A 13,964-nucleotide genomic window follows, 5' to 3' on the forward strand; every position below is an offset into this window, starting at 1 on the left:
GGCGTCCGCGCTCGAGCGGCGCGCGGGGAATCCCATCGAAAATCAGGCGGGATGTTCGGGCCGGTCCGGAATGGCCAGCGTCGCGTCGTCGGCGTCGCCCTGAAGCTGCTCGTGGATGCGGCCCAGCGAGGCGATCAGTCGGGTGCGCGCCTCGGCGGCAAACGGATTCTCCTGCTGGATCGCGGCGAACAGATGGCCGGCGTCACCGCGCACGGCCGCCAGCATGTGCTTCAGGCCCTGGAACGAGGGCGGTGCCACGGTCAGGTCGTCGTCCACGCCCATGTCGACCAGACCCTTGGCGATGAAGAACGCCAGCGCGTGGGTACTGGCCATGGCCTGGTCGTGGGTCGACGGATCCTGCGCGATCACCTCGCAGCCGAGTCCGGCAAGCATGTCGGTGGTTCGGCTCGCGGCCTCGGGATGCCGCGGGCTGGCGCAGATCACCGCACGCAGCGGCCGTTCGCCGCGGGCGAGGCTGAGCGGGCCGAACAGCGGATGCGTGCCGGCATGGGGAATCTGCGCGCCCAGCACTTCGTCCAGCAAGGCGCAGGGATGCAGCTTCACGCTGCCGACGTCGATCACGGTGTGTGCGGGGCGAAGATGCGGCCGCAATGCGAGCAGGGCGTCGCGCATGTGCGGTACCGGCATCGCCAGCACCACCCACCCGGCCCGATCGACGGCCTCCGCGGCGGTGGCGGTCGCGTACTCGGCCGGCACCGCCGCATGCGGGTCATGGATGCGCACCGCATGGCCGGCCTGCAGCACCAGTTCGGCGAACGCGCGACCGAAGCGGCCGTAGCCGAGGATCGCGAACCGCTGCGCGACGGCGTGCGGCGGATCGCCGCGTCCGGCGGTGTTGGCAGGAATCGCGCGGGGAGCTTGCGGCGTCATCGGTGCGTCTGTGGCAGGAGGGTGCGCTGACCATCCTGCATGTGACCGCCCTGCGCAAGGCCCTGCCGGTTCATCCCGTGGCCGCACGCGCCGTCAGGGCCGACGCGCGCACCTTGCGCTGCAGGAATTCGAAGTAGCGCTCGATGTAGCTGATGCCGTTTTCATGGTCGATCAGGAACGGGTTCATCAAGGTGTGTCGCAGGATCACCAGGCGATCGTCATCGCCGTCGCCGGCGAGACTGTCCGGTTCCAGATCCAGCGCGTCCAGGATCCGCTGCATCTCCGCGGGCCCCAGCATGTCCGGTCGCAGGCTGGTGACCGAGCCGAAGAATTCCTTCATCTGCAGCGGCTGGCTGGGATCGCAGCGCAGGGTGTCGTGCAGTGCGCGGAGCCACGCGTTGGCCCCGGCCACCTCGCGGTTGCCGCGTGGATTCATGGCAAGGCAGACCAGGTTGCTGTCCGGGACGAACGGCAACAGCACGTGCATCACGTCGGCGACCTCCAGCGCAAACCGTTGCGCGCACGCGGTGAAGATCTCGGCGGCGCGTACGGTGGCCATGGGCAGCCGGCCGAAGTGTCGATAGTCCAGCGGCAGCACCTTGTGCGTCACGTACACGGCCGCCGCCGCGGCGCCGGACTTGGAGCCCTCCGGCACGAACTGGCCGAGACTGCGATAGCGCGTCAGGTAGTCGCCGGGCGTGCTGCCGTGGAACACGTAATCGGCGCGTTCGGCCAGCAGCGTCATGGCGCGGTGATCGCGGCAGATGAAGGCGCCGGCGCCATAGGGGAGATAACCGAGCTTGTGCGGATCCACGGTCACCGAGTCGGTGTCGCCCAGTGCGGCGAATGCCGCGTGCACCTCCGGCGTGGGGAAATGCACGTAATCGGCGGCCACTTCGGTGCGCGTGCGCAGCCTGCCGTCCTGGTGCCGGAACAGGGTGGCCAGGTAGCCGCCCCAGGCGGCGTCCACATGCACGGAGAAATCCAGCCCCTGCGTGCGGACCCCCTTGCGTGCGGCCAGCACGGCATCGACCGGATCGATGGTGCCGTACTCGGTGCTGCCCAATACCGCCACGCACATCAGCACCGGTTGCCGCTCGCGCGCGCAGGCGGCCAGCGTCGCGTCCAGCGCCTGCGGATCCATCCGCATGCCGCGGGTCGGCACCAGGCGCAGCTGATGGCTGCCCAGGCCGAGCAGCTTCATCCCCTTGCTCCAGGAGTAATGGGCGGTCACCGGCGCCAGCACCAGCGGCACGCGCAGGGTGGGGTGCACGGCGAAGAAGTCGGCCAGCCCGCGGTGCTCGATACGTTCAGCCTCGACCCGCTGGTGCCATCGCTTGCGCTCGCCCTGCGTCTGCGCGGCCAGCCACGCCTGCCATCGTTCCTGCAGCGCAATGGTGTCGGCCGCGGCGAGGTTGAACGCAGCCCAGTCATCGGTCGGCAGATCCAGTTCCGGTATCCCGGCGGCCCGCAGCGCCACCGGAAACGCCTTCAATGCCAGCGCCAGCCGCAAGGCCTGGTAGTTGGCCACGGTGCCACCGGAGGTGAGGTGGCCGAAGGCGCAGGCCGGCAGCGCGGGATCGTGCGGATAACCGAGCATGCGCGCCAGCTGCAGGCCTACCTGCACCTCCATGTCGACGGTGACCGGCGCGGCATCCTCGCTGACGTTGTTGGGGTTGTAGGGCAGGGTCAGCATCTGCGCGGCCAGCCCCGGCAGCAACAGGTCGGACACCATGTGGCCGACGTAGCGGGGGCTGTGGAACGGCACCGACTTCTTCAGCGCGGCCGACAACAGGTGCAGCTCGCGCCGCATGCGCGATTCGAACGCGAGGTAGTCCGGATGGTGCGCGGCCGCGGTGGCGATCGCCGGCGGATCTTCCGGGTGGAAATTGCGCCGCCAGTAGACATGGTCGCGCAGGAATTCGACCAGCAGTTTTTCCAGCAACGCATCGTTCTCGCCGTACGGGCCGAGAAAGCAGGCGTCCAGCGTGTGGTCGCGGGTGCCGTGGGCGGGCAGTGGCAGGGCGGCCATCATGCGGGCCGTGACCTCGGGCTTGTTGCGGTGCGCATCGTCGATCTTCCGGAAAACGGGAGTCTCATGCTGGAGGCATGCCGGAGTGGGTGCACTGATGCACGTCAATTGCAGGGCGGGTTGCCGCGCACCGGGTCGGGCGGCGTGCTGACTTCGGTTGCCCGCGATGGCTGCCGGCAGCCCGTGCCGCCCAACGCGAGAACGCGACGCCATCGGTGATGGCGTCGCGTTCCAGGGTTTGGTTCATCTGACGACCGTGTCGATTCAGTTGAGGACGACGGTGCCCTTCATCAGTGACGCGTGTCCGGGGCAGGTGCAGAAGAAGCTGTATGCCACGCCGGGCTTGAGCGCTGCCACCTTGAACGTGGTGGAGGTGGTCTCGCCGCCGCCGATCAGCTTGGTGCTGGCGACGACGCGATCATCGTTCGGCTTGACGTAGTCGTGATCGATACCGGCCGCGGCGCCATCGTTGATGACTGCCTGTTCATCGGCCTTGGGCGCGATCACCACGTTGTGACCCATCACCGAGCGCGGCATGCTGCCGACATTGTCGAGGGTCACGGTGAAGGTCGTGCAGGTCTTCGGCACTTCGATGGATGCCTTGTTGAAGCGCAACATGTCATTGCCTTCGACCTTCGCAGAGCAGCTGGCTGCCCAGGTGGGGGCGGCGACGAGGCCCAGCAGCATCAGGGCAAAGATTTGAAGTTTCATGGGGTGTCTCCAGTGGTGTTTGAATGTCTTGCCGAACAAGTTATCGGGTTCGCATGGGCCGGCATTTGATCTGGATCATCTGGCGGCAGCGGGGCACCGGACTGTTCAGCTCATCGAGCGACTGCCGATCGGCCGGCCGCAGGAAAGGCACCGCGGCCAGCGGCGCCGGTATCGGCGTCGGCAATGGCATCGCCGGACCCGGCAGGCGCAGGATCTTGATCCGGGCGTGCTGCCGAAAAATGGCCTGGTGGCGCGGTTTGCGCCCGGTGCGGTGGAGCGGGCGCGATCGCCATGTCGTTCACGGCCAGCCACGGCGATACCGGGTCGGAAACGCCAGGGGGAACGGTGCACGGGGGCTGGATCGGCGCGCCGCGTCGAACCGGCGCGGCAATCTGCCGCATGGTCGCGGCGATCGTCCGGGGCGCGATTCGTTCGGTTCGCGACCACTTGCGCCGGGTCGGGGCCGCCCGATGATGCGACCGGGACAAGTGGCATCGGCCGGGGTCATCCGGGCCGGTGCGTCCGGCCTGAGGACGGGCATCGTATTTCCGGCCGCGACCATGTTTTACTTGCCGCCGTCCATTCAATCACGGGGTGTGCCATGTCCGACGTCACGTTCAAGGGTCAGCCGATCAGCATCAACGGTCAGTTTCCGCGGGTGGGGAGCACGGCACCGGGGTTCGAACTGGTGGGTGGCGACCTGTCCGACGTCGCGCTGTCGGATTACGCCGGCAAGCGCAAGGTGCTGAACATCTTCCCCAGTATCGACACACCGACCTGCGCCATGTCGGTGCGCCGTTTCAACGAGCTGGCAAGCCGGTTGGACAATGTCGTGGTGCTGTGCATCTCGGCCGACCTACCGTTCGCGCAAGCACGTTTCTGCGGTGCCGAGGGACTGGACAGGGTGGTCAACCTGTCGCTGATGCGCGGTCGCCAGTTCCTCAACGACTACGGTGTGGCAATCGCCAGCGGCCCGCTGGCGGGTCTGGCCGCGCGCGCGGTGCTGGTGCTGGACGAGCACGACAGGGTGATCCACGCCGAGCTGGTCGGCGAGATCGCCCACGAGCCGGATTACGAGGCCGCGTTGAAGGCGCTGGGCGGCTGAGCGAGTGCCTACGCCTGACCGACGCTGACGATCGGTACGCCGAACGGACGTGCCTGCGCGTTCAGCCCCAGGCCGTACTTGAGGCTGCGTCCGATCCGTCGGGCGTATTCCACCATCTGCGCGGCGCTGGCTTCGTCCAGTACTTCCGCGCAGGTTTCCAACCACAGCGCGATCCAGTGGTCGAAGTGTTCGGCGCGGATCGGGTGCGGTCGATGTGCCGCCATCGGGTTGCCGCGGTAGCTGCCCGCGCGCAACGCCACCGACGACCAGAACGAGGTGAGCAGGGCCTTGTGTTCGTCCCAGTCGTGCACCGCCGCGTTGAACACCGGCCCCAACTGCTCGTCGACGCGCACTTTCTCGTAAAAGCGATCGACCAGGCGGGCAATGGCGGCTTCGTCAAAGGGTATCGCTGGATTCATGCGGGACAGGTTGGGTGGGCTGGACAGGACGGGATGGAGGGAGACCCATCGCGGGCATTCTGCAATGACGGAGGAGGGATCGCCCTGACCTGGATCATGGCCGGCACGATCATGCTCGCCCACACTGCCGCCATGCCATGCCGGGTCCGACAGGAGACACGATGACCCACGTCGTCACCGAGAACTGCATCAACTGCAAGCACACCGACTGTGTCGAGGTGTGCCCGGTGGACTGTTTCCACGCGGGCCCAAACTTCCTGGTGATCGATCCAGACGAATGCATCGACTGCACGCTGTGCGTGGAGGAGTGCCCGGTCGGCGCGATCTTTCCCGAACTCGACCTGCCGGCGGGACAGGAAATCTTCACGGCCATCAATGCGGAACTGGCGCCGGAGTGGCCGGTGCTGACCAGCAAGATCGCCGCGATGGAGGATGCCGACCGATGGGACGGCGTGCCGGACAAGCTGCCGCTGCTGAAACGCTGAGCCTGTCCGGCAATTCGTTGTTCTCGCAAAGGCGCCATCTGGCGCCAAATGGCGCTATGGTGTGCGAAGTCGCGGGCACGGATCGGTTCCGCATCCATCCGGCCGGCGTGGGGCAGGCTGAATCGGGGTGTACAGCCGGCGCAGGGTTACCTGTCTGCACGTCACGGGCTTGCAACCTTTCGCTCTACCGGGGAGAGCAACGATGAATGAAGCAGCACAACCCTTGACCGACCACGATAGCGAGCTGTCGCCCTGGTGGTTGCGAGTCGTGGTGATCGTGATGGTGCTCGGCTTTGCCGGTTTGATCGCGATCACCTCGCTGGCGTACCGCAATGCGCCGCCGATTCCCGCCCAGGTGGTGGATGCTCAGGGCGCCACGCTGTTCAGCGGCGATGACATCCGCGATGGCCAGGCGGTATTCCTCAAATACGGCCTGATGGACAACGGCAGCATCTGGGGCCACGGCGCCTACCTCGGACCAGACTACTCGGCGGAAGCCCTGCATCGCCTCGGCGAGAACACCGCTGCCGCCATTGCAGTGAAGCAATATGCCGAACCGCTTGCCGCACTGGATGCACAGCAGCAGGCGGCGGTGCATGCCGCAACGGCGGTGGTCCTCAAGACCAATCGTTACGACGCCCGGAGCGGTGTCCTGCGCCTGATCGAGCCGGAGGCGATCGCCTACCGCCAGCAGATCGGCTACTGGACCGACTACTTCAAGGATCCGACGAAAAATGGCGGGCTCAAGCCGAACCTGATCAGCGATCCGGCGGAACTGCACCAGTTCACCGCCTTCGTCAGCTGGGCCGCATGGGCGTCGGTGGCGAATCGGCCCGGTACCCAAGCCTCCTACACCAACAACTTTCCGTACGACCCCAGCGTGGGCAATGTGGCTACGCCGAACGCGTTGCTGTGGAGCGCACTCAGTCTCTTGGTGCTGCTGGCCGGCATTGCGATGGTGCTGCTGGCGTTCGGCAAGTTTGATTACCTGGGCTGGGTCAGTCGCGACCATCACGTGCACCCGCAGCTGCTGCCAGGACAATCCAGCGCGGGCCAGCGCGCTCTGATGAAGTTCTTCGTGGTGGTCGCGCTACTGTTGCTGATGCAGGCGCTGGTCGGTGGTGGCGTGGCCCATTACCGCGCCGATCCGGGCAGCTTCTACGGCTTTCAGCTGGAAACCATCTTCCCAAGCAACCTGTTGCGTACCTGGCATCTGCAGACCGCGATTTTCTGGATTGCCACGGCCTACGTGGCAGCCGCGCTGTTCCTCGGGCGCTCGTTGCGTGCCGATGAACCGCGCTGGCTGGCTGGCTGGATCCATCTGCTGTTCGCCGCCTTCGTGGTGGTGATTGGGGGCAGCCTGCTCGGCGAGTGGGCCGGCATGGTGCAGAAGCTGGGGCACTGGTGGTTCTGGCTCGGCGATCAGGGCTGGGAGTATCTGGAACTGGGACGAATCTGGCAGTACCTGCTGGTAGTCGGCCTGCTGGTATGGTTCGCGATCCTGTGGCTGCTGGCGCGCCCGCGTGCAGTCGCCAACGTGGCTGCACGACCGCTGGCCAAGATGTTCCTGTTCGCGGCGATCGCCATCCCGGTGTTCTATGTGCCGGCGTTGTTCTTCGGCGCCAGGACCAATTACACGGTAGTGGATACCTGGCGCTTCTGGATCATCCATCTGTGGGTCGAGGGATTCTTCGAATTCTTCGCCACCACGGTGGTCGCGCTGACCTTCTACCAATTGGGTCTGACCCGGCGCAACGTGGCGTTGCGGGTGATCTACCTGGACGCGATCCTGTACTTTCTCGGCGGTCTGATCGGCACCGGTCATCACTGGTATTTCAGCGGTCAGAGCAACTTCAACATGTCGATGTCGGCGATGTTCTCGGTGCTCGAGGTGGTGCCGCTGACCCTGCTGACGCTGGACGCCTGGGACTTCGTGCGCACCACCCGCGGTGATTGCGATGTCTGCGGCAAGTCAGTCTCGGTGCCGCACAAGTGGACGTTCTACTTCCTGATGGCAGTGGGCTTCTGGAACTTCGTCGGTGCCGGCATGTTCGGTTTCTTCATCAACCTGCCGATCGTCAGTTACTACGAAGTGGGCACCCAGGTCACGCCGACCCACGGCCACGCGGCGCTGATGGGCGTGTTCGGCATGCTGGCGATCGCGCTGATGGTGTTCTGCCTGCGCCAGACCAGCAGCGACGCGCGCTGGCTGGGCATCGAGAAGTACGTCAGGGTAGCTTTCTGGGGCACCAATCTGGGTCTGGCGATGATGTTGCTGCTGAGCCTGTTCCCCAGCGGCGTGCTGCAGCTGTGGGACGTGGTGCAGCATGGCTACTGGCATGCACGCAGCATCGACTACATGAGCATGCCGCGTTCGCACGTGATCGAGTGGCTGCGTCTGCCGGGCGACCTGCTCTTCATCATCTTCGGCGCCATCCCGCTGGTGATCGCCTCGATCAAGGGCTATCTGGGGGTGCGTGCAGACGCGGCGGTGCAGACGCACTGAGCCGTCCCCGCCATGAAAAACCCGCGCCGCTGAAGATCGGCACGGGTTTGGGGAGGGTAGACGAATCGATTACTTCGCCACCACCCGCACCATCTCCAGGCACTTGTTCGAGTAGCCCCATTCGTTGTCGTACCAGCTCACCAGCTTGACGAAGGTGCTGTCCAGCGCGATGCCGGCGTCCGCGTCGAACACCGAGGTGCAGGTCTCGCCGCGGAAGTCGGTGGCGACGACCTTGTCCTCGGTGTAGCCGAGCACGCCCTTCAGCGCGCCCTGGCTCTGTGCCTTCATTTCCGCGCAGATCTCGGCGTAGCTCGCATCCTTGACCAGCTCGACCGTCAGGTCGACCACGGACACGTCCGAGGTCGGCACGCGGAAGCTCATGCCGGTGAGCTTCTTGTTGAGCTCGGGGATCACCACGCCGACGGCCTTGGCCGCGCCGGTGGACGAGGGGATGATGTTTTCCAGGATGCCGCGGCCGCCGCGCCAGTCCTTGTTGGACGGACCGTCGACGGTCTTCTGCGTCGCGGTGGCGGCATGCACCGTGGTCATCAGGCCGCGCTTGATGCCCCACTTGTCGTTGAGCACTTTCGCGATCGGCGCCAGGCAGTTGGTGGTGCACGAGGCATTCGAGATGATCGCCTCGCCCTTGTAGGTCTTGTCGTTCACGCCGAACACGAACATCGGCGTGTCGTCCTTCGACGGCGCGGACAGGATCACTTTCTTCGCGCCGGCATCCAGATGCTTCTGCGCGGTGACCTTGTCCAGGAACAGGCCGGTGGATTCGATCACCACGTCGGCGCCCACCTCGCCCCATTTCAGCGCGGCCGGATCGCGCTCCTGGGTCAGCCGGATCTTCTTGCCGTTCACCACCAGCTGGCCGTCCTGCACCGCCACGTCACCCTTGAAGCGGCCGTGCACCGAGTCGTAGCGGAGCATGTACGCGAGATAGTCCGGCTCGAGCAGGTCGTTGATCGCCACGATCTCGATGTCGCTGCCGAAGTTCTGTACCGCTGCACGAAGCACGTTGCGACCGATGCGGCCGAAGCCGTTGATGCCGACCTTGATGGTCATGAGGGGGCGTCCTCCAGAAGGGAATGAAAACGGGACCGCGGCAAGCGGCCGGCAAAGCCGCGATTTTACAGCCAATCGGCGTCGGGCGCTCGCGGGCGCGGGCAGGCGATGCCCGACGCACGATGCCATCAAGGTTCAAACCGGCTGTGGCAGACTGGCCCGATTGCCCCGCCGGATCATCCGCATGACCTTCAGCCGCTGCGCCATCGCCGTCCTGCTCGCCTGCCTCGCCAGCATTCCCGCGCAGGCGTGGGGGCCGCTGGGTCACAGCGTGGTCGCCGACCTGGCGCAACGGCACCTGAGCCCGGCGGTCGAGGCCGAGGTGGAGCGCCTGCTGGCGCCCGAGCACACCCGTTCGCTGGCCGACGTCGCCAACTGGGCCGACCAGCTGCAGGACGATCCGGCTCGCGCGGCGCTGTGGAAGCAGACCCGCAGCCAGCACTACATCAACTTCCGTGGTGGCAGCGATTGCGACTATGTGCCGCCGCGCGATTGTCGCGACGGGCGTTGCGTGGTGTCCGCGTTGCGGTATTACGTCGGTGTGCTGGGCGATCGCGGCCAGCCGGACAACGTGCGCCGCGAGGCGCTGAAGTTCGTGGTGCATTTCGTCGGCGACATCCACCAGCCGCTGCATGCCGGCTATCGCGACGACAAGGGAGGCAATACCTACCAGGTGCAGTTCGACGGCAGGGGCAGCAACCTGCACAAGGTATGGGACTCCGGCATGCTCTACAGCCGCGGGCTCGACTGGCAGGACTACGCCCGGGAGCTCGATTCGGCGGTGCCGGTCGCCTTGCCGACGCCGATCGCGCCGCTGGACAATCCCTATGCGCAGTGGGCCGAGGAATCCTGCCGGATCAGCGCCGTGCCCGGTTTCTATCCGAGCGGCCACCGCATCACGTCGAGCTACGTCAGGGCCGAGCTGCCGGTGGCCGACCTGCGCCTGCGCGAGGCCGGCCGGCGCCTGGCCGCCGTACTCAATCGCGTGCTGGCGCCGTGAGGCGCCGCCCCGGGGTCAGCGGGTGATGGCGTCGGCCTGGCCAATCGAGCGGTCGAGGAAGTCGAGCATCTTGCGGTAGGCCTCGACCCGGTGGGCCTCGACGAAGAAGCCGTGGCCCTCGTCGGGCTCGACCAGGGTGTCGTAGCTCTTGTGCCGCGCGTCCAGCGCCGCGGTGAATTCGCGGAAATTGCTGAACGGAACGCGTTGATCGGCGCCGCCGTGGATCAGCAGCAGGCGCGCCCTGATCCGCCCGACCCCGGCCAGCGGCGAGTGCGCCAGCAGCTCGGCCGGGTCGCTGCCCATGGTTTCGTGCATGTAGTTCAGCCCGGCGTTGGTGGACTGCGTATCGCCCTTCTGCAGTTGCACGCGCATGTCGTAGACCCCGGCGTAGCCGATCGCGCAGCGATACAGTTCCGGTTCGCGCACCACGGCCTCCAGCGCGGCATAGCCGCCGTAGCTGGCGCCGTAGATGCACAGCCGGGCCGGATCGGCGTAGCCCCGGCTGACCGCCCAGTGGGTGGCATCGACCAGGTCGTCCTGCATCGCCCGTCCCCACTGCCGGTAGCCGCGGCTGATGAAGCGCGTGCCATAGCCGCCCGAACCGCGATAGTTGACCTGCAGCACCGCGTAGCCGTGGCCGGCCAGCATCTGCACCTCGGGGTCGAAGGTCCACTGGTCGGAGATGCCGAACGGGCCACCGTGCACCATCACCACCAGCGGATAGGGTGCATGACCGGACGGCAGGGTGATGAAGCCGTGCAGGGCCAGTCCGTCGCGCGCGGTGAGCGCGATCGGCTGCACCGGACGCATCTGCAGCGGATCGATCCGGCGATACGCGCTGAGCAGATGATGTGCGCTGTGGGTGGTCAGGTCGAGCAGGAAATAGTCGCCGGGATTGCGGTCGCTCTGCTCGTGGATGATCGCGCGCTTGCCGTCGGCACTGAAACTGGACAGATACACCAGCCGTCCCGGGAACTGCTTCGCCAGCGCGCGGTTGAGCCGGGCTTCGGGGCTGTCGCTGTCGATGTAATGCAGGTCGGGCCGGCCGTCGGCGGTGATCACCGCGTAGTAGTCCCGGCCGTCCGCGCTGGGCAGCAGGCGCAGCGGATCGGCGAACTGGCCGCGGTAGACCAGGCTGCGCTTGCCGCTGGCCATGTCCATCAGTTCGACCGCGTCCGGTTTGTCGCCCTGGCTGCTGCTGATCACGTACAGCTTGCGGTTGTCCCGATCGAAGCCGATCGGCATCAGCACGACGCCGGAGCGCGCCGGGTCGTTGCGCAATACCCATGCGTCGCCGTCGCCCTGCCTCGTCCACAGCCGCGTGTCGAGGTGGTCGGTGCTGGCGTAGGCGACCCGCACGCGACCCGCGTGGTCGGCGACGAAGTCGGCATCGTGGGCCGGTGAACCGCCGATGCGCCGTGCACTGCCGGTCATCACGTCGATCGTCTCGACGCTGTTGTCCACGCCCTTGCGGCTATCGCTGTACGGCCGCGTGGCGATCACGATGCGGCCGCGGTCGGCCAGCTCGGTGCTGACCACCCACGCGAAAGCGGCGCGCTGTTCGCGCTGGCCGAGGCCGGTTTCGGTGTTGGCGTGGGCGCGGAAGCCGAACAGGGTGAGTGGACGGCTGCCATCGGCGCCGATCGCAAACAGCTCGCCGGTCGGGATCGGCGTGTCGAGCCCGTCGAGCTTGATCGCCACCGTGCCGATCAGCCGATGCTCGCCGGCCCAGCGGTAGTTGCTGATCAGCTGGTACGAGCCGGAGTTCAGCGCCCGCAGCGGCCTGGCCGTGGCGGCGTCGAGGATGACCAGCTGGTTCTGCTGCGGCTTGCCGGGAACGGGTGCCAGCGCGGCCAGGTAGTGACCGTCCGGCGAGATGCTGACGTGGGAGAAATCCGGATCGCGCGCGAACTCGTCGATGCCGTTCCGGCCTGACGCCGCCGTATCCGTGGCGATCGCGCAGCTCATGCCGACCATCGCGGCGAGCAGCACGATCCATCCCGAGATCCTTGCCATGATGTCCCCGCAAGCATGAGCCCGGTCCGCAGCATGGATTCCCGCGCTGCCGCTGACAAGTCGCCGGCCGGCGGTCCACCGTCGGAGCGGTCCCGAATCTGCCCGGCTCCGTCGTCGCCTGCTGGACGTGTCGGCCGTCGCATCTGGACGCCCATACTTCCATTGCATACGTTTGCATCGTGGCACCGCCGCCGACTTCTGCTAGCCTCGGCGACATGACCAATACACCTTCACGCCGCACCAAGATCGTCGCCACCCTGGGTCCCGCCACCGATGCGCCGGGCATGCTCGAGAAGCTGATCGCCGAAGGCGTCGATGTGGTTCGCCTGAACCTGTCGCACGGCGAGCCGGACGATCACCGCGCCCGCGCCCGTGCCGTGCGGGCGGCATCGGTCGCCGCCGATCGCGAAGTCGGCATCCTGGCCGACCTGCAGGGGCCGAAGATCCGCATCGAGACGTTTGCGAACGGGCCGGTTCAGCTGGTCGACGGCGCGCCGTTCGTGCTGGATTGCCGTCCCGACGTGCCACCGGGCGACGCCACCCGGGTCGGCGTCAGCTATTACGCCTTGCCGCAGGACGTGCATGCCGGCGACGTGCTGTTGCTGGATGACGGATTGATCGCCTTGACGGTGCTGGACGTGGTCGGCAGCGAGGTCCGCTGCGAGGTGCTGGTCGGCGGCAAGCTGTCCAACCGCAAGGGCCTCAACCGGCAGGGTGGCGGGCTTTCGGTCACCGCGCTGTCGGACAAGGACAAGGCCGACATCAAGCTCGCGGCCGAGATCGGCGCGGACTTCCTGGCGGTGTCGTTCGTGCGTTCGGCCGATGACATGCACCAGGCCCGTCGGCTGTTGCAGGAGGCCGGCGGCAGCGCGGCGCTGGTCGCCAAGATCGAGCGCGCCGACGCGATTCCGGTGCTGGGCGAGATCATCGACGCCTCCGACGTGGTGATGGTGGCGCGCGGCGACCTGGGCGTGGAGATCGGCGATGCCGAATTGCCCGGGCTGCAGAAGAAGATCATCCGCGAATCGGTCGCACGCAACCGCGCGGTGATCACCGCCACGCAGATGCTGCAGTCGATGGTGCGTTCGCCGATCCCGACCCGTGCCGAGGTGCTGGACGTGGCCAACGCGGTGATCGACGGCACCGACGCGGTGATGCTGTCCGAGGAGACCGCTGCCGGTGCGCATCCGGACAAGGCGGTGGCCGCGATGCGCCGCATCTGCCTCGGTGCCGAGCGCCAGTTCGAGCCGAAGGAAGACCTGAAGGCGGGCGGGCATCGGCTGGATCGCAGCGATCAGGCGATCGCACTGGCGGCGATGATGCTGGCCGGCGAGCTGGGCGTGCGCGCGATCGTGGCGCTGACCGAATCCGGCGCCACCGCGCAGTGGCTGTCGCGCTACCGCACGGCGGTGCCGATCTATGCCCTGTCGCCGCAGGCCAAGGCGCGTCGGCGCATGCTGATGCTGCGCGACGTGCAGCCGGTGGCGTTCACTCACCAGGGTGCGAACTCCGCAGCCAATGCACTCGCCGCGGTGCAGCAGCTGTTCGCCCAAGGCCGCCTCAGCGAAGGCGACCGGGTCGTGCTCACCCACGGCGATCATGTGGGCCAGGGCGGCGGCACCAATACGCTGAAGCTGCTCTCGGTCGGCGTCGACGGCATGGTGGAGAGCCTGCGCGATCTGTGATGCTGACGGGCGGCTGTCCGGTCCTCCTGGGTTGACGTCGGGT

General features: G+C 66.9%; 11 protein-coding genes. 5 read left to right on the forward strand and 6 right to left on the reverse strand.

All coding sequences use genetic code 11. The annotated features are described in order from the left end of the window. Positions 1–42: 42 nt before the first annotated feature. The 3 genes from ACFPPA_RS14580 to azu form a co-directional block, all read right to left on the reverse strand. Positions 43–891 carry a prephenate dehydrogenase/arogenate dehydrogenase family protein gene (locus ACFPPA_RS14580; protein WP_377321166.1) on the reverse strand — a complete coding sequence of 283 codons (849 nt, stop codon included), beginning with the start codon at positions 889–891 and terminating at the stop codon, positions 43–45. Between the two features lie 70 nt (positions 892–961). Beyond that, positions 962–2,926 (reverse strand): pyridoxal phosphate-dependent decarboxylase family protein, encoded by a 1,965-nt coding sequence (locus ACFPPA_RS14585; protein WP_377321168.1) that lies wholly within the window; start codon positions 2,924–2,926, stop codon positions 962–964. A 261-nt stretch (positions 2,927–3,187) separates the two neighbouring features. Next, positions 3,188–3,634, reverse strand: a complete 447-nt coding sequence (azu, locus tag ACFPPA_RS14590; RefSeq protein WP_377321169.1) for an azurin — start codon at positions 3,632–3,634, stop codon at positions 3,188–3,190. Between the two features lie 601 nt (positions 3,635–4,235). Between azu and tpx the strand changes: the two genes are divergently transcribed. Beyond that, complete coding sequence (gene tpx, locus ACFPPA_RS14595) at positions 4,236–4,739, forward strand: thiol peroxidase (RefSeq protein ID WP_377321170.1); 504 nt, start codon at positions 4,236–4,238, stop codon at positions 4,737–4,739. Positions 4,740–4,747: 8 nt separating this feature from the next. Here the strand turns inward: tpx and ACFPPA_RS14600 are convergent, their stop codons facing one another. Then, a complete protein-coding gene (locus tag ACFPPA_RS14600) occupies positions 4,748–5,158 on the reverse strand; it encodes a group III truncated hemoglobin (RefSeq protein WP_377321171.1) in 411 nt (136 codons plus the stop codon). Positions 5,159–5,319: 161 nt separating this feature from the next. Here ACFPPA_RS14600 and fdxA point away from each other — a divergent pair, with 161 nt between their 5' ends. Together fdxA and ACFPPA_RS14610 are read left to right on the forward strand one after the other, a co-directional pair. Continuing rightward, entirely contained in the window at positions 5,320–5,643 is a 324-nt protein-coding gene (gene fdxA / locus ACFPPA_RS14605; protein WP_377321172.1) for a ferredoxin FdxA, read from the forward strand. Between the two features lie 202 nt (positions 5,644–5,845). Further along, complete coding sequence (locus ACFPPA_RS14610; RefSeq protein ID WP_377321173.1) at positions 5,846–8,149, forward strand: nitric-oxide reductase large subunit; 2,304 nt, start codon at positions 5,846–5,848, stop codon at positions 8,147–8,149. A gap of 69 nt (positions 8,150–8,218) precedes the next feature. Here the strand turns inward: ACFPPA_RS14610 and gap are convergent, their stop codons facing one another. Then, positions 8,219–9,220 (reverse strand): type I glyceraldehyde-3-phosphate dehydrogenase, encoded by a 1,002-nt coding sequence (gap, locus tag ACFPPA_RS14615; RefSeq protein ID WP_377321175.1) that lies wholly within the window; start codon positions 9,218–9,220, stop codon positions 8,219–8,221. Positions 9,221–9,404: 184 nt separating this feature from the next. Here gap and ACFPPA_RS14620 point away from each other — a divergent pair, with 184 nt between their 5' ends. After that, positions 9,405–10,220: a S1/P1 nuclease gene (locus ACFPPA_RS14620; RefSeq protein ID WP_377321177.1), complete on the forward strand. Its 816-nt coding sequence runs from the start codon at positions 9,405–9,407 to the stop codon at positions 10,218–10,220. A gap of 15 nt (positions 10,221–10,235) precedes the next feature. On the opposite strand, the gene ACFPPA_RS14625 is transcribed toward ACFPPA_RS14620, so the two are convergent. Continuing rightward, entirely contained in the window at positions 10,236–12,236 is a 2,001-nt protein-coding gene (locus ACFPPA_RS14625) for a S9 family peptidase (protein ID WP_377321179.1), read from the reverse strand. A gap of 215 nt (positions 12,237–12,451) precedes the next feature. Between ACFPPA_RS14625 and pyk the strand changes: the two genes are divergently transcribed. Next, positions 12,452–13,921 carry a pyruvate kinase gene (pyk, locus tag ACFPPA_RS14630; protein ID WP_377321181.1) on the forward strand — a complete coding sequence of 490 codons (1,470 nt, stop codon included), beginning with the start codon at positions 12,452–12,454 and terminating at the stop codon, positions 13,919–13,921. The last annotated feature ends 43 nt before the right edge of the window (positions 13,922–13,964 follow it).

The organism is Rhodanobacter ginsengisoli (assembly GCF_042657065.1).
GTDB lineage: Bacteria > Pseudomonadota > Gammaproteobacteria > Xanthomonadales > Rhodanobacteraceae > Rhodanobacter > Rhodanobacter ginsengisoli.